Raw genomic sequence first — 18385 nt, forward strand, 5'->3', positions numbered from 1 at the left:
AAATAAAAGCAGGTTGCACCAGGCATATAAATAGCTTAACTTAATAGCATTGGTAACGTTCTCGCTACGACACACCAATAAGTTTATTGTTTAGGGTCTTAGCGGGATGCTAAGACCAGATTGAGGAGTTTTGAGCGGAGTGCAACGCAGCCGAGAACCAAGGAGTGCTCAGCGAAGTTAAATCCGCTTAGATAGATCTCTCCATTTCGCTGCGCTTCATCTGATAGCTATCGGATCGAGATGACGACTTTTCAAGTTAAAGCGCTGCTTTTACCAAAAATGGCAATATTTCTTTCTGGAAACTTACAAAGTTCTTACGCACATCTGAATCGCTAACTGAAGTAAACGCAAATGAAAACACGATACTTTTACTTGCTTTTAACAGAAAGGCCAATCCTTCTCTTCTTGCCGGATTATTCTTAAAGTTATCCAGTTGTAGATAAGCGGCTAACAATAAGGCCTCAAGCTGATCTGATAAATGTTTTAAAAACTCCTGCGAGTTCGCATTTTCACGAACAAAATCCCAGCCGATAAACTCATTACAGGCTGTAAATGATAAGCGACTTGTTTTCATCACCAGCGCTTTTAAGTGTTCTTCTTCTGAAGCGTAACTTAATTTATTGTGCAATATTTCGTACAGGTTCTGATCCAGGTAATCCATCAGAATACTATCTAAAACCTGCTCTTTGCTCTCAAAATATTTGTAAATCGTTGCTTTAGCTATCCGTGCCTTTTTAGCAATTTCGTTTACACTGGTTTTATGATAACCGTATTTTCTAAATAATTCTTTGGCAGCCTTTTTAACTGTTTCTTTTATTTTTTCAGCTTCCATTTTAATTGCTTACGTGTATTAGTGTGTTGCCTTGCAGAGAAACATTGTATGCTTTTAAGCTCCTTTCTGCAGGTGCTTTTTGTGGGCTACCATCATGCAGTAAAAATTTAGCTCCGGAACAAGGATCGGTTGCTGTTACACCACTGTCATCGGGTGCAACCTTGCAGATTTTCTCCGGGTTTACAGTGCTGCATCGATCAAAACAAACATATCCAAAATCAGTTTTCACAATAAGTAATCCACCAACTCCCTTATCTGGGACAACCAAAACTGTATTATTAATGGCTTTCAGACTAAATTCAGTTATCGTTACATTATAATTTACAGGTACATCAGGAATGTAACCTCCATCTTTACCGCAACCTGTAGCCATTAGCAGTACAAACAATATACTGTACAGATATTTCATCATTAAATTAAAGCCGATTTAAATTGCTTCAAGAACCGTGCATCGTTCTCAGAGAATAAGCGCAAATCTTTAATTACATATTTCAGATTGGCAATACGTTCTATTCCCATTCCGAATGCAAAGCCACTGTATTTTTTTGAATCGATTCCACAGTTTTCCAAAACATTTGGATCTACCATACCACAGCCTAAAATTTCTACCCAACCACTGTATTTACAAAACTGGCAGCCAGCACCTTTACAAATGGTACAAGAAATATCCATTTCTGCAGATGGTTCGGTAAAAGGGAAATATGACGGACGGAAACGTACTTTTGTACCTTCTCCATATAATTCCTGAACAAAATAAAACAAAGTCTGTTTTAAATCGGCAAATGAAACATTTTCATCAACATACAAACCTTCCACCTGATGGAAAAAACAGTGTGCACGGGCAGAAATAGCTTCGTTACGGTAAACACGGCCTGGCATAATTGCTCTGAATGGCGGCTGGCCTTGCTCCATCATGCGCACCTGTACTGAAGATGTGTGCGTACGTAAAGCAATATCGCCTTTCTCTCCACCTTTTTTAATAAAGAAAGTATCTTGCATATCTCTTGCTGGATGCTCTTCAGGGAAGTTTAGTGCCGAGAAATTATGCCAATCATCTTCAATTTCAGGTCCCTCTGCTACTGTAAAGCCAAGTTTTGCAAAAATCTCTACAATTTCTCTCCGTACCAAGGCTAAAGGATGGCGTGAACCAATCTCGAAACCTTCGCCAGGCAAAGTTAAATCCAATTGTGAATTTTCACTTTTAGTATCAGTGCTTTCGGTTGATTCTTTTAAAGTTTGGTATTTTGATTCTGCCAGTTGTTTAAATTCGTTTAAAACCTTACCCAACGATCTTTTTTCTTCAACAGAAACAGATTTGAATTCGTCGAAAATTTCTTTTATGATGCCTTTGCTTCCTAAATATTTAATACGGAATTGCTCTAACTCGTCTGCTTTTTCAGTTACGAAAGCATTAATTTTATCGGTATATTGTGTTATTTTGTCCTGTAACATGGCTCCAAATATACAGCAAATTATCTAATAATTTTAAGGTAAGCGGGTTCAAATAATCTGTTTACAATATCATTATAAAAGAAAATGAACCCGTAAAGCACAAAAGCCACTTAAAGCGGCTTTTGTAGTAATCGTAAATCTACAGGTTTTAAATTACACCCAATTCTTTACCTACTTTGGTAAATGCTGCGATGGCTTTATCCAAATGATGTTGCTCATGTCCGGCTGATAACTGTACACGGATCCTCGCTTTGCCCTGAGGTACCACAGGGTAAAAGAAACCGATTACATAAATTCCTTCTTCTAACATTTTAGCAGCAAATTGTTGCGCAATTTTAGCATCGTATAACATTACCGGAACAATAGGATGGAAACCTGGTTTAATATCAAAACCGGCCTCGGTCATTTTCTCACGGAAATATTGAGTATTGCTTTCTAATTTATCTCTTAATGAGGTGGTTTCGCTCAACATATCCAATACGGCAATTGATGCACCTGCAATAGCCGGAGCAAGCGTATTAGAAAATAAGTAAGGACGTGAACGCTGACGTAACATATCGATGATTTCTTTCTTGCCAGAAGTAAAACCGCCTGATGCACCACCTAAAGCTTTACCTAAAGTACCGGTAATAATATCAATACGGTCCATCACATTGAAATGCTCGTGTGTTCCGCGGCCGTTTTTACCAATAAAACCTGTACAGTGCGATTCATCAATCATGATCAATGCCTCATATTTATCAGCTAAGTCTGCAATTTTATCCAGCGGAGCAACTGATCCGTCCATTGAGAAAGCTCCGTCGGTAACAATAATCCTGTGTCTGCAATCTTTGGCAGCGATTAATTGTTTTTCCAGATCTTCCATATCGGCATTTTTATAACGGAAACGTTGTGCTTTACACAATCTAACCCCATCTATAATTGACGCGTGATTTAACTCATCAGAAATAATAGCGTCTTCAGCATTAAATAATGGTTCAAAAACTCCACCGTTTGCATCAAATGCAGCAGCATATAAAATAGTATCTTCAGTACCTAAAAATTTAGAAATCTTAGCTTCCAGCTCTTTGTGCACATCTTGCGTTCCACAGATAAAACGCACTGAAGACATTCCATAGCCATGATCATCGATTGCTTTTTTAGCTGCTTCTATCACTTTTGGGTGAGAAGAAAGGCCTAAATAATTATTTGCACAAAAGTTAACCACTTCAGCACCGCCACTTACTTTAATGTCGGCACCCTGAGGTGTAATAATTATACGTTCGCGTTTAAATAATCCAGCGTTTTCGATTTCTTCAAGTTCCTTTTGCAGAACAGGTTGTAATGTTTTATACATGGCCTTTTTATATGGTTGTTTTGATGTCAAAGTTATAAAAAAAGTATTTCCTAACCTAGGAAGGCAATTTTTACTCCTTATTTTGCTTACAAATGTTTGATTAATCAAGTGATTTTGCGCGCTTATGTGATATTATTTCTAAAAACCGCCTTTCCACATTATTTTTTTTCGATCTTAACAAACTTTAACATACACCTGTGTGTATAGTCTTAAAGTTATTCGATATTTATAGCTTACTAATCTAACGTATGATAAGAATTTGCGCGCTCCTATTTTTTTGCGGCCTCACCAATTTTGTATTTGCACAACATTTTACAGTTACTGGCATTATTAAAGATACAAACGGACAACCTGTTCCATTTGCATCGGTTTATTTAAAAAGCACTACTACGGGAACCTCTGCAAATATTGACGGAAAATATTCGATTAAGTTGAAAAGCGGTGAGCATACCTTAAGTTTTAGAGCTGTAGGTTACAAACAGCAAGAGCATATTGTAAATGCATCGGCAGATCTTGTGCTTAATGTAGCACTAACGGCAGAAAGTTATACTTTGGAAAATGTTAACATCAGGGCCAATACCGAAGATCCTGCTTATGCCATCATCCGTAAAGCCATTAAAGAGCGAAAAGTACATTTAAATGAAGTGAAAGCATTTAGTTGTGATGTTTACATTAAAGGAGTGCAAAGGTTAAAGGGTGCACCAAAAAAATTCTTCGGACAGGATATACAGAAAATTTTAGAGCTGGATACTAACCGGAAAGGTATTATATACCTGTCAGAATCGCAAAGCAAGTTTAATTTCAGACGCCCAAATGATGTGCATGAAGAAATGATCTCCTCAAAAGTTGCGGGTAGGAACAACTCATTCAGTTTTAACAAGGCATCGGATCTGATCATCAATTTTTACGATAACTACCTGCTCGAAAATAAATTAAGTTCGAGGGGGTACATATCTCCAATTGCAGACAATGCGCTCTTCTATTATAAATATAAATTACTGGGCGAAAGCAAGGAAAACGGAGAAATCATCCATAAAATAGAAGTGATTCCCCGCCGTGAAAACGATCCTGTTTTTAGGGGGATTATCTATATAATTGACGATAGCTGGAGAATTTACAACACAGATGTATACCTCACCAAAAACGCAGGGATCAATTTTATCGATACACTGAACATCAGCCAGCAGTTTACCAAGGTTAACGAGGTTTACATGCCTACTGCTATTAATTTTCAATTTGCAGGTAATGTGCTGGGATTTAAAATAGCTGGTTATTATGTGGGTATTTATAGTAGTTATTATCTGGACCCTAAATTCCCAAAAAACTTTTTCAGTGGAGAAATCTTAAAAGTTACCGAAATGGTTAACAAAAAAGATTCCGTTTACTGGAAAAATAACAGGCCTATCCCTTTAACAGAAGATGAAAAAATCAATTATGTAAAAAAAGACAGTATCGCGAAGCTAAAAGAATCGAAAAAATACCTTGATTCTCTGGAAAGAGAGAACAATAAATTTGGTATTGGTAAGCTTTTGCTTAGGGGAGTAAGTATTAATGACCGGTATGACAAGGAATATTGGCAATTTGACCCGGTATTAAAAGCCATATTCTACAATACTGTAGAAGGATTTGCCATAAAATATGGTGTGACCTACAGAAAGGATTTTGAGAATAGAAGATCTTATTCTATTCGACCTGAATTGCGGTATGGTTTTGCCAACCAAAAACTTACCGGAAGTTTAACAGGAAGTTACTATTACAATCCGCTCAAGAGAGCAAGTGTAGGTGCATCTTTCGGAAACGGCATCTTTGATTTGAATAATTTAGGCTCAATGACACAGCTGGGTAATACGATCAATTCGTTATTTTATGAGAAAAACTTTGCCAAGTTTTACGAAAAAAGCTTTATCAATATCAATACCACCCGCGAACTGGCCTCTGGCCTGCAGGGAAGTGTGGCTGTAGATTACAACCGGAATAAAAGCCTCACCAATAACTCAACCTTTAAATTTATAGATGCGAAAGACCGTGAATTTACGTCAAACAACCCTTTCAAACCAACCGAAGACACACCACTTTTCCCAACCTATAACGCTTTCAGCGCAACGGCAAGTTTAACCTATACTTTCGGACAGAAATACATTACCCGTCCGGATGGTAAGTTTTATACTGAATCGAAATTTCCGAAGATTACTTTATTGTATAAAAAAGGATTTAATGGTGTTTTGAATAGTGATGTAGATTACGATTTCGTGAAGCTTGAGGTTTCTCAGGACAGGATCGGATTCGGATTATGGGGTTACACTTCATTTTTGGCAGGTGTAGGCAAGTTCCTGAACAACAAAAATATGTATTATCCTGATTTTAAACATTTCGCAGGTAACATCTCCACCATCTTCCCGCCCAATTTAAGGAAATTTCAATATTTAGATTTTTACCAGTTCAGTACCAACCAACAATATTTCGAAGCTCACTTAGAACATAATTTTGCGGGTTTCTTTATGAATAAAATTCCGTTGTTGCGCAAAGCTAAGCTTGAAGAATTTATTGGGGGAGGTTATTTATCTTCTCCTGAAAAAAGAAATTACAAGGAATTCTACTTCGGTATTCAACGTCTGGTATTGCGGGCAAGTTATGGCTTCGCTTACGATGGCGCAACCAAGTTAACCCAAGGTTTTAGAATATCATATGGCTTCTGATAAGGTTTAAAGGTGTAGGGTATAAGGCGTAAGGTCAATGTCATTAAGTTTAAGCCATTGGCATAGGTAAAAATAATTTGACCACAGATAAAAAGGATGCACACAGATATAAAAATCCGTGTTTATCTGTACGCATCTGTGGTTAAAAAACCTATATTCTGAAAACGGGAGTTAAAAACCTTCCACCTTAAGCCTTCTACCTTCAACCTTTTTTACTATCTTTGCACCGCTTTAAACGCCGTTTGCAACGGTATCAACAGCGTTATGAAAAAATATCAGACACTACTTTACTATTGCTATAGTTACATAGCAGAGGCAGAACAATTTGCTGCGGATCATCTTAAATTTTGTAAATCGTTAGATTTAGTCGGGCGTATTATCGTTGCCGACGAAGGTTTAAACGGTACCGTTTCTGGTACTGCTGAAGCCTGTAAAGCCTATATGGAAGCTATACATGCTGATGAAAGATTTGCCAAAACTGAATTTAAAATCGATAACGTTGAGGAACCTTCTTTCCTTAAGATGCACTGCCGTTACAAATCGGAAATTGTACATTCTGGTTTAAGGGATACTTCGATTATTAATCCGAACAAACAAACGGGTAAACATTTAGAGCCGGTAGATTTCATGAAAATGAAAGATGATGAGGATGTAATTATCCTTGATGTGCGTTCTAATTATGAGCATAACCTTGGTAAGTTTAAGAATGCAGTAACGTTGGATATTGAGAATTTCCGCGATTTCCCTGAGCAGATTAACCAGCTTGCCCAATATAAAGACAAAAAAATATTAACGTATTGTACTGGAGGCATTAAATGCGAAAAAGCTTCGGCTTTGCTTTTACACCATGGCTTTAATGATGTTTATCAATTGCATGGTGGCATTATCAAGTACGGAAAAGAAGCTGGTGGAAAGGATTTTGAAGGCAAATGTTATGTTTTCGACAACCGTATCGCTGTTGACGTAAATGAAGTAAACCCTACTATTGTTTCGGTTTGCTATAATTGTGGCAAAACCACACCAAAAATGATCAACTGTGCCAATCCTGAGTGTAACGAGCACATTACCCAATGCGATGATTGCGGCAACGAACTTCAGGGCTGCTGCTCCACAGCATGCACTACGAACCCGCGTAAACGTCCTTACGATGGTACAGGTTATTATGTGAAGGTTCCTCAACCGGTAGCGGTGAAAATCGGTTAATGGTTCATAGTTTTATGGTTGATAGCCTATAGCCATATTTACTATTGGTTCATGGCCCGTGGTTTGTAGCCAAGAGTAATTAAACTTAGCTAAAATTCAAATAATTATAAGCCATAATATTGAGGGAGATGATTCAATGTTATGGCTTTCAAATTTGAAGAACTAAAAGTTTGGCAAATCTCATTAAACCTCAGTAACGAAATAGACATTATTGCTAAAAACTTCCCACGGATAGAGCTATTCAGTCTCTCCAATCAAATTAAAAAAGCAGCAGATTCTGTAAACCTTAATATTGCTGAGGGCTGCATGGGCCAGTCAAAAGCTGAGTTTAGAAGATTTCTAACCTATTCTGTCCGATCTGGATTAGAGGTCGTGAGTTGTCTTTTTATGGCTTCATCAAGAAATTATATCACGGAATCTGAATTTAAAAGGTTATACATGGAATACGAGCAGCTTTGTAAAATGATTTCAAAGTTGAAGACTTCACTTTAAGAAGGTAATTTATTTTTGGCAATGGTCCATGGTTGATGGTCAGATAGCCGTATTTTTATAAATTCCGCTTACACAAAGTATTTGTCACTAAGTCAAGACGACATGCCTAAGCAATTTGGCTACCAACCATGAACTAAAAAACCATTAACCTTATAGGGAGCCTCGGGCTAAACTTAACCATTGGCCTAAGCAATTTGGCTATCAACCATTGAACTAAAAAACCATCAACCCCAGGCAATCATTTAACTCTATCCTATTTTAAACAATTTTTCACTTACTTTGTGTAATAATGGCTTTATCGAGTAACCATTTTATGCTAAACTATTTCCGTCTTTTATTACTGCTTTCCTGTTTTACCATAAGCGCCTATGCATCAGAAATTAAAAGCATTGGTGTACCCTATATCGAAAATTATCCTAAAGCTGTTTATTCATCAGGAAACCAGAACTGGAGTATAGCAAAAGATAAAAATGGAGTGATGTACTTCGGCAATGCAGAAGGTTTATTAACTTTCGATGGCCGTTACTGGCAGAAATACCAGTTACCTAACCGACAGATTGTAAGATCAGTAGCTACAGATAACAAAGGAAGAATTTATACAGGCAGTTTTGGTGAATTTGGTTTCTGGACGATTAAAAACAATAAATTAAGCTACAACTCACTCATCAATTTATTACCAAAAGGCATTAAAATAAATGACGAGGTATGGAAAATTTATGTTGACCAGGACCGGGTCATCTTTCAGTCTTTCTCTAAAATCTTTATTTATAAAAACAATAAAATCGAAGTGGTCAAATCGCCTTCTTCTTTTTTGTTTTTACATAAAGTACGTAATAAATATCTTATTGAAGTGCTTGAAAAAGGCTTATTCGAACTGGTTGGCAATAAATTGATCCACATTCCAAATAGCGAAAAGCTGGGCAAAGAAGGTATTCTATCCATCCTGCCCTATAAAACTGATGGTCTTATTATCGGCACCAGTAAAAACGGCCTATTTACTTATGACGGGAAAGATTTTACGCCTTTAAATACTTCAGCCAACAGCTATTTAAAAACCTATCAGCTTAATAACGGAGTAAGTTTACTCGGCAAATATTTCGCTTATGGCACCATCCTCAACGGTTTGATTATTATCGATGAAAATGGAAGGGTGGTACAGCGCATTAACAAATCGAGCGGCTTACAAAACAACACGGTTTTAAGTTTATACGCCGATAATGAACAAAACCTCTGGACCGGGCTTGACAATGGAATCGACAGGATAGAACTCAACTCTCCCCTATATTTCTATTTTGATAAAAACGGCCAGTTTGGAACGGTATACTCCAGTATTATTTTTAACAATAAAATTTACCTTGGCACCAATCAGGGTTTATTTTACAGTGAGTGGTCGCCTGATAATCTCCTGCCCTTTAATTTTAGGTTGATCCAGAATTCGCAGGGACAAGTCTGGGAACTGACCATTATTGATAATGAATTGATTTGTGGGCACAATAGCGGAACATTCAAAGTAAACGGTGATCAAATTAACTGGTTATCCAGGTCTGCAGGCGGATGGACAATCAAAAAGCTAAACTCCAATCCAAATTACCTTGTTCAAGGTACATATACCGGACTTTCGCTCTTTACAGAATCTCCGGGTTTGGGATTAAAATTTGTAACAAAGATTGCAGGATTTGATGCGCCATCGAGGTATGTAGAGCAAGATAATAAAGGTGATATCTGGGTAGCACATGCCTATAAGGGTTTATACAAATTGAGTTTAAGCCAAAATTACAGCAACGTAACCAGCGTTAAATATTTCGACGAAAAGAATGGTCTGCCCGGCAATTACAATATTAATATATTCAATTTAGAAAATAAAATTGTCTTTTCTTCTGATGCGGGTTTTTATACTTATGATGAGTTAAGTGATAAATTTACTAAGTACGCCGCATTGAATAAAGAGCTCGGTTCATTTCAATCGTCCAATAAAATTATAAATGCTGGCGGCAAAAAATATTGGTTTATCAACCACGGTAAAACGGCCCTGGTTAACTTTAGTGAGCCGGGTAAGGTAGAAATAGATTCGAACCAGTTCAGCATTTTAGATGGCCGGATGGTGCAATATTATGAAAACATCAGCCGCATCAGCGATTCTATTTACCTGATTAGCGTAGATGATGGTTTCGTAATTTATAATCCAACTGCGCAGCTCAACATGCAGAAGCAAAAGCTTCCTGCTGTTCTGATCCGGCGGGTAGAAGATATTACAGATAAATTTTCGCTCATAAGCGAGGCTGGAAATAATGTTGAAACAACCGAAATTCAAAACAGCAGAAATAACATCCGAATTTCTTATGCATTGCCCTATTACCGCCAGGCAAAGGTTAAATATCAATTTTATTTAGAAGGTTATTCAAAATCATGGTCTGACTGGAGTTACGCCACCCAGAAAGATTTTACCAATCTGAGCTCAGGAAACTATATTTTCAAAGTAAGGGCTAAAATAGATGATAACACGGTAAGCCAGGAAACGATTTATTCTTTTACCATTTTGCGTTCCTGGTACCTTAACAATTGGGCTATATTATGCTATACTATCTTGTTTGTAATTATATTGATTTTGGGCAAAAAAGTTTATGAGAGAAAACTCTATAGGGATAGCCAGAAAATAAGTGACCGTTTACAAGCTGAGCAAGAAGAAAAATTAAGAAAGGAAGCTGAGATTAACGAAAAACAAATTATTAAGTTACAAACGGAGAAACTACAAGCTGAACTGGCATCAAAAAACAGGGAACTGGCAAACTCTGCTATGACTTTGGTATACAAAAATGAGTTGCTTCAGAAACTGAGTGATGAAATTGCCAAATTGAAAGATGAAAACGGCAAAAAGCTTTCTGATGATCAGACGCGCAAAATCCAAAAAGTAATTAATGATGGTATGAACGATGAGCGCGATTGGCATCTATTCGAAAATAGCTTTAACGAGGCGCATGAAAGTTTCTTTAAAAAGTTAAAAGCACAGCACCCTGATCTTGTTCCAAACGATTTAAAGCTATGCGCTTACCTCAGGATGAACATGAGTAGTAAAGAAATGTCATCGTTACTGAACATCAGTTTACGTGGGGTAGAAATTCGCCGTTATCGTCTCCGTAAAAAACTCGAAGTACCCCATGATAAAAATTTAACTGAGTTCCTGATGGAACTTTAATATGACATCAGGAAACGGATTTTAAAAATCAAAAATCTTCAATAGCCATCCTTGGGAACGATTGCGTAAAAAATGGTTTTGAAGCTTTTTTCTGTTATATCATTAAATAACCACTACATCATTACCTCTCATACGCAATTTTCAAAACCCACAAAACACTTAGTGTTAATTGTACACTTTTGTGTATGTTAATATTATGTTAAAATCCAAAAAAAATGCATTTTTAGCCTAAAATCGCATTTGGTTTAATCAATTGAGATACCCTACAAAGCTGTATGATGTATTAATGTAGAGGTAAAAACACTTGCACATCAGCAAAAACAACCTCACATTTAACTAACAATTAAACTAAATTTATAATAAAGCATGAAAAGAATCTTTACAAGACTTTCTGTTCTCGCTGCATTTTGTTTGCTAACAATTAACGTAGCATTTGCGCAAAACATTACCATAAAAGGTAAGGTAATTGATGGGGGTGATAAAACACCTTTACCTGGCGTAACTATATTAGTTAAGGGCACACAAACCGGCACTCAAACAGATGCGAACGGCGGCTACTCCCTTAGTGCGCCGGCCAACGCCACATTAGTATTTAATTTTGTAGGTTATACAGCACTTGAGCAGGCTGTAAACAATCAAACTACTATCAATGTATCATTAGCATCATCAACACAACAATTAGAGCAGGTTGTGGTTGTGGGTTATGGTACACAAAGAAAAATTGATGTTACCGGATCTGTAGCTTCAGTTAAAGGTGAAGAAATCTCAAAGCAGGCATCCGTAAATCCAGTAAGTGCTTTGCAAGGAAAAGTTGCGGGTGTATCTATTACCAACAACGGTGCACCGGGCTCGTCACCACAAATTACCATCCGTGGTACAGGTACAGTTTATGGTAACACAGGCGTACTATATGTAGTTGATGGTGTTTGGTATGATGAGATAAGTTTCCTTAATCCAAGCGATATCGAAAATTTAAGTATCTTAAAAGATGCTTCTTCTCAGTCAATTTACGGTATCCGTGCGGCAAATGGTGTAGTTTTAATTACCACTAAAAAGGGTAAATCAGGCGATCCTGTAATCAGTTATAATGGGTCAGTTGGTTTCAAGGCAGTTACCAATCAGGTTGAAATGGCAAACGCGACTGAATATGCAACCATAATTAATGAATTATCTGCTTCTAATGGAGCAGATCCATTATTTACTAACCCCGCATCTTTCGGTACAGGAACCAATTGGTATAATCAAGGTTTTAGAAATGCATTACAAACAAATCATCAGATATCTGTGAATGGTGGAAGCGAGAAAACAACCTATAACTTTTCGTTAGGTTATACCAACGAGGATGGTATTGTAAAAACACAAAATTATCAACGTTATACCGCAAAACTGTCTAACGATTTTCAGGTTTTAAAACCGTTAAAAATAGGTTATACCGTTTCTGCTACAGCAATTAATACAAATGATATTAATGATGCTATTTTCCGTCAACTATATACTGCCGGACCTGTTGTTCCTGTTTACTATTCTGATGGAAGTTATGGTGATGCGAACGATTTTAGTTTAGGTGGTGGTAATAACTTTAACCCTCAGGTTACTTTAGATTATTTTAATCAGAAAACCAAAAACTATCGTTTCAATGGAAGTGTATATGCAGAACTGACCATTGCTAAAAATTTTACATTCAGAACGAGTGCGGGTGGAGATTTTGCACAAAAAGAAGTAAGAGGATATACCCCGCTTTATTCTGCTACCCAGGCACAGAGAACTACACAAAGTACATTAACGGTTAATAGGGAAGAAAACAGGAATTGGATTCTGGAAAACACCTTGACTTATAAAAATACATTTGGTGATCATAACATTACCGTATTAGCCGGTACAACAGCACAAAGAAGAAAAATGTACTATATTAATTCTACTGCATTTGATGTTCCATATTCGAGTGAAGGGGATTTGTATCTTTCTTTAGGAACTGCTGCTACACGTACAGTGGTTGATGGAGGTAGTTTAAATACTTCAGCATCTTACTTTGGCCGTGTTAATTATTCATACAAAGACCGTTATTTATTAAATGCCACAATCCGTAGAGATGGTGCTTCACAATTTTATGGTGGTGGCGATCTGTGGGGTAACTTCCCAGCAGTGGGTGCAGGTTGGGTAATCAGCAGCGAAGATTTCATGAAAGATCAAAAAGTTGTGAACTATTTAAAACTGAAAGGTTCATGGGGTAAAGTAGGTAACGCTGGCGTTCCAATCAATCCTACAACTTTAACGGTTTCGCAAGGCGGGAATTTAGTTGCGTTTTATAATGGTGTAGGCTATACCGGAGCAAATGTTAACTCTTTAGTACCTTCATTTTTAAATTGGGAACGCACTACTGGTACAGATATTGGTTTAGAAGCTAGATTTTTAGATAATCGATTAACCATTGAAACTGGAGTTTATAATAAAAAAACTGAACAGGCGATTTTCGAAATCCCTATTTTAACTTCAATCGGTACAGCTTCAGGAAAATTAATCGGTAATCAAGCTGATTTTCAAAACCGCGGTTTTGAATTCTTGGCTACTTATGCAGATAAATCAAAAAGTGGTTTCAGCTATTCGGTTAGTGGTAACATTGGTATAAACAATAACAAGGTACTATCAGTTGTAACAGGTTTAAATCCTATTTATGCAGGTGGTGCAGGCATCTCAAACGGTGCTTTGGCAACGCGTACCATTCAGGGCGACCCAATTGGTGCCTTCTTCGGCTACAAAGTTGCAGGTATCTTTCAAACAGCTGCAGAGGTTGCCGCTTCCGCCCAAAAAGCAGATGCTAAGCCTGGTGATTTTAAATATATTGACCAAAATGGTGATGGGGTGATTGATGGGAAAGATCGTGTTGTATTGGGTAACCCTAACCCTAAATTCAGTTACGGTTTAAATACGACTTTCGGATATAAAAACTTCGATTTGTCTCTAGATATCCAGGGTGTAGCAGGTGTTGATGTTTATAATGCCAATATTGCTTACCGTTTTGGTAACGAAAATTTCAGTAAGGATTTTTACGATAACAGGTGGCATGGTGCCGGAACATCTACTGAATATCCTTCTGCCAATGTGGGTTCAACCAGAAATGCCGCTCCAAATTCTTTTTATGTAGAAGATGGTTCTTATATACGAGTTAGAAACATCCAGCTGGGCTATGCTTTACCTTCGGCATTAACTGCCAAATGGAAAATTCAGAGGATAAGGGCTTTTGTTGATGCACAAAATGCCATAAACCTTTTCGGTTACAAAGGCTTTACACCTGAAATTGGTGGCACACCAACCAATGCAGGAATTGATGCTAGTGTTTATCCTTTGGCTGCAACCTACAGATTTGGTCTTCAAGTTACTTTCTAATAATAAAGCAATGAAAATAAATTATAAAAATAATTACATACAAAAGATTGGACTTATTGCTTTATGTTCTGGTCTATTCGTATTGCCTGCATGTAAAAAAAGTTTTTTAGATGTAGATCCTCAGGCACAACAACCTGCAGTTACTTTCTGGAAAACGCAAGATGATGCCACAAAAGCGGTTAATTCTATCTATGCTAATCTGCGTAGTAACGAAAATACAGGCTTTTCTGCAATAGCAATTGAAAGTATGGCTGGAGATGATGCCGAAAAAGGTAGTGCGCCAAATGATGCAACATATTATAATGATTACGATAATTTCACTGTTTCTTCAACCGAAGGACAATTACAGGGTTTTTGGACCGGCCAATATCAAAATATAAATTTATGCAACCAGGTATTGGATAATATCCCTGCCATAAACATGGATGCCACACTAAAAACCAGGTATTTGGCAGAAGCCAAATTTGTACGTGCCTATTCTTATTTCAGATTGGTTCGTGCTTATGGTGATGTACCTTTACGTTTAAACGTACCAAAGGATGCTTCTGAATTTAATATTCCAAGAACACCTAAAGCACAGGTATGGGCGGCCATCGAAAAAGATTTAGATGACGCAGCAGCAGCATTACCACAGGCATATCCGGCAGCCGATTTAGGCAGAGCAACCAAAGGTGCTGCATTGGCTTTACATGCAAAAGTAGCTATGTATCAACAAAAATGGGCACAGGTACTATCTTTAACCAACACCGTTATGACCATGGGTTATGACCTTTATCCTGTTTACCAGGAGAGTTTCCGAACCAATCACGAAAACAATATCGAATCGGTTTTTGAAATTCAATGCGAACTGATCCCTAGTATTTCAGGTTCTGCTACTTCACAGTATAGTCAAATCCAAGGAGCAAGAGGTAACACACCCGATTTAGGTTATGGCCTTAATGTACCTACCGCAACATTAGATGCAGCTTATGAAGTTGGTGATGTAAGGCGTAATGGCACAATACTTTATAGGGGAGAAACTACGCCACAGGGTGATCCGATTTCGCAGAGTGTTGCTAACCCAATGTACAATGAGAAAGCATACGTAACCTTCAACCAGATCATTTCAGGCTTTAATCAAGGTGCACAACAAAATGTAAGGGTACTTCGCTTTGCTGAAGTTTTGTTAATGAACGCAGAAGCAGCTAACGAGCAAGGAGATGTAACCTTAGCCAAAACATCGTTAAATCGTGTACGTGCTCGTGCCCGCGGTGGTGTAGCCGGAGTTGTTCCTGATGTAACTACATCTGATAAAGAAGTTTTGCGCCAAGCCATCTGGAAGGAAAGATTTTTAGAATTGGCTATGGAGTACGATCGTTATTTTGATGTGATTCGCCAAGGCCGTGCAGCCACAGTATTTGGTCCTAAAGGATGGAAAGCTGGCAAAAACGAAGTTTGGCCAATACCTTCGACCGAAATCGATAAAAGTGCGGGTACGTTAACGCAAAACCCAGGTTATTAACTTCATAATTTAACAAAAAATGAAAACAAAATATTTTATAATGATGGCAGCTGTAGCCTTGGGATTATCATCCTGCCAGAAAAAATTTGATCCATCCAGTTATGCCCCGGATTTAAACATCGGTGGATACACAAGTTCAAAACAAGTTGCTGCAACAAACCTTGTGGCTTACTGGGCTTTTGATGGCAGCTTAATCGATAGTGTAACTAATACAAATGGCACCAACACCGGAACTACTTTTGGTACGGGTGTTAAAGGCAAATCTCTACAGGGTGGAACCGATAAGTATTTTTTAAGTGTTCCTTCAGCTAAAGTTTTAGGCTTAAAAAGTTTTACCATTAACGAATGGGTTAATACCCCACCTCCATCTAATGGCATTATCGCGTTGTTTAGCCTTTCTAACAAATCTGAATTTTGGGGAAACCTAGAAATATTTATTGAAAACGGTAGTACCAATCTAAATGGCACATTAAAATTTGTTTTCACTAACAATGGTACTGGTGATAAAACCTACGCCGTTGCCAATGTGGTTAACTTTTTCGATAAATGGAATGCCCTTGCGGTTTCATACGATGAAACTACATCTATGGTTAAAGTATATGTTAATGGTTCAAGAGTAAGCGCTGGCACACTCGCAGGCATAACAGGTCCATTAAACTTTGTTAACTCTGGCAATTTAGTATTTGGTACAACACAATTTATGACAACTCCAAGTCAAACAACCAGCCATAGTAATGAGCCATGGGCAAGTTTTTTAACTGGTCAGTTAGATGAAGTTAAAATCTTTAACAAAGCATTATCTGATGCAGAAATAGGCTCAATTGCAAAATTAGAAGGAAGGGGAAAATAATTATCTCTCCCATTATAGGCGAAATTAACAGGGCCGCCACATAGCGGCCCTATTTAAAATACATTTAACATCTTTTAAACCATAAAAAGAAAATGATCGCAACTAAAACATCAATAATTTGAACAATAAAAACTAAAAACCATCATTATGAAAAAAAATCTAAAATTTTACGCCTTAATTATTTTATCGGTCTTCTGTTTATTTTCTTGCAAAAAAACCGATGAAAATGTTGAACCTTCTCAAACAAAAAATGATGCAGTGCTCACCTACATCAAGAGTTTAGGCTTTTCTGCTAACTCGATTAAAGACATTGGAAACGAATACCTTGTAGATGGCGATATCACCTTCGCTAAAAACATGGAAATCCCCATCAATAAAAGTCAAAAAGTAGAAAGTAATCTGGTATTAACTGATCGCCAAATGTCAATACCATCTATTAATGACCATAAAATTGGGCAGTATTATGGTGGTTCTTTAGTAAATCAAACCAATAGGATCAATGTTAGGATTATGGTAGATCCATCCATTAATAGCATGATTAACGAAATCAATTCGGCAATAGGCCAATGGAACAACGAACCCTCAGGGATTTCTTTTAGTGTGGTCTCTAGTGGTTCTTACGATATCTTGATTAAAGATGCAGATTTAGGAGCTGGTGGGTGTGGGAGAGCCCGCTTTCCATTAAATGGTAAAGCAGGTGATTTAGTCGAAATAAATAAAAGTTATATTTCTGGTAATAGCTTCGATCAAAGGCAAAGAACAATTACTCACGAGCTGGGACATACCATTGGTTTCCGACACACAAACTGGTCTACAAATGGAGAATATCAAAATGGCACTGATCTTATCGGTACCCCCGTTACGGCAATTGATGTACCCAATGCAGGCGGAACAGACGCAAACTCTCTGATGAATGGAAACCAGTGTGGTACTGGAGCAGCCTATTTATCTGCTAAAGATAAATTGGCATTGATTAACTTATATCCAATATTCTATAATGCCGCAGTTAGCCAAAACTTTACCCAAACAAACTGTAGTACAGGAACCCCAGATGTTGTTCCATTTAGCATTCCAGCAGGCACTTATAGTTCAAAGATTTCGCAGGCTGATGCAGATCAAAAAGCAGCGAATGCATTGGCAAGTCAAGGCCAGGCTAATGCCAACTACGTAGGTACATGTGGTGGTACAAAACCTAAATTTACTTTAAGCAACTCATCATATAGAACAATCACCGTAAATATTATACGCCCAACAAGCGTTAATTATTTTACAATTGAATTAAGAAATTATCAAACTGGAGTAGTAACCTATAGCACTGCAACCTCTAGTTCAGGTACTGTTTCTGTTAGTTCTTCAGGCTATTATGGAATAGCCGTAGTTGTTTACACTTCTCAGGGTTCAGTAAGCATTCCTGCAGAAGGCATATATGTTAATTAATAAATAAAA

General features: G+C 37.4%; 12 protein-coding genes. 8 read left to right on the forward strand and 4 right to left on the reverse strand.

Annotation, left to right across the window (positions count from 1 at the left end; translation table 11 throughout):
• Positions 1-256: 256 nt before the first annotated feature.
• The 4 genes from IM793_RS24115 to kbl form a co-directional block, all read right to left on the reverse strand.
• Complete coding sequence (locus IM793_RS24115) at positions 257-832, reverse strand: TetR/AcrR family transcriptional regulator (protein ID WP_121283578.1); 576 nt, start codon at positions 830-832, stop codon at positions 257-259.
• 1 nt (position 833) lies between these two features.
• Positions 834-1244: a hypothetical protein gene (locus tag IM793_RS24120; protein ID WP_193425986.1), complete on the reverse strand. Its 411-nt coding sequence runs from the start codon at positions 1242-1244 to the stop codon at positions 834-836.
• Positions 1244-2284, reverse strand: a complete 1041-nt coding sequence (gene pheS / locus IM793_RS24125) for a phenylalanine--tRNA ligase subunit alpha (protein WP_121283580.1) — start codon at positions 2282-2284, stop codon at positions 1244-1246. The genes IM793_RS24120 and pheS overlap by 1 nt, the downstream gene beginning before the upstream one ends.
• A gap of 148 nt (positions 2285-2432) precedes the next feature.
• A complete protein-coding gene (kbl, locus tag IM793_RS24130) occupies positions 2433-3620 on the reverse strand; it encodes a glycine C-acetyltransferase (protein ID WP_121284560.1) in 1188 nt (395 codons plus the stop codon).
• A gap of 248 nt (positions 3621-3868) precedes the next feature.
• Between kbl and IM793_RS24135 the strand changes: the two genes are divergently transcribed.
• The 8 genes from IM793_RS24135 to IM793_RS24170 all read left to right on the forward strand — a co-directional run bounded on the left by IM793_RS24135 (position 3869) and on the right by IM793_RS24170 (position 18376).
• On the forward strand, positions 3869-6316 hold the full coding sequence (locus IM793_RS24135) for a DUF5686 and carboxypeptidase regulatory-like domain-containing protein (RefSeq protein WP_193425988.1): 2448 nt from the start codon (positions 3869-3871) through the stop codon (positions 6314-6316).
• Positions 6317-6580: 264 nt separating this feature from the next.
• Positions 6581-7519 (forward strand): rhodanese-related sulfurtransferase, encoded by a 939-nt coding sequence (locus tag IM793_RS24140; protein ID WP_132402578.1) that lies wholly within the window; start codon positions 6581-6583, stop codon positions 7517-7519.
• A 141-nt stretch (positions 7520-7660) separates the two neighbouring features.
• Complete coding sequence (locus IM793_RS24145; protein WP_193425990.1) at positions 7661-8011, forward strand: four helix bundle protein; 351 nt, start codon at positions 7661-7663, stop codon at positions 8009-8011.
• Between the two features lie 313 nt (positions 8012-8324).
• On the forward strand, positions 8325-11204 hold the full coding sequence (locus IM793_RS24150) for a triple tyrosine motif-containing protein (protein WP_227256378.1): 2880 nt from the start codon (positions 8325-8327) through the stop codon (positions 11202-11204).
• 366 nt (positions 11205-11570) lie between these two features.
• Positions 11571-14588: a TonB-dependent receptor gene (locus tag IM793_RS24155; RefSeq protein ID WP_193425993.1), complete on the forward strand. Its 3018-nt coding sequence runs from the start codon at positions 11571-11573 to the stop codon at positions 14586-14588.
• 10 nt (positions 14589-14598) lie between these two features.
• A complete protein-coding gene (locus IM793_RS24160; protein WP_193425996.1) occupies positions 14599-16089 on the forward strand; it encodes a RagB/SusD family nutrient uptake outer membrane protein in 1491 nt (496 codons plus the stop codon).
• Between the two features lie 19 nt (positions 16090-16108).
• Complete coding sequence (locus IM793_RS24165) at positions 16109-16939, forward strand: LamG domain-containing protein (protein WP_193425998.1); 831 nt, start codon at positions 16109-16111, stop codon at positions 16937-16939.
• A gap of 147 nt (positions 16940-17086) precedes the next feature.
• Complete coding sequence (locus tag IM793_RS24170) at positions 17087-18376, forward strand: M57 family metalloprotease (protein WP_193426000.1); 1290 nt, start codon at positions 17087-17089, stop codon at positions 18374-18376.
• The last annotated feature ends 9 nt before the right edge of the window (positions 18377-18385 follow it).

This window comes from Pedobacter sp. MR2016-19 (assembly GCF_014947265.1).
GTDB lineage: Bacteria > Bacteroidota > Bacteroidia > Sphingobacteriales > Sphingobacteriaceae > Pedobacter.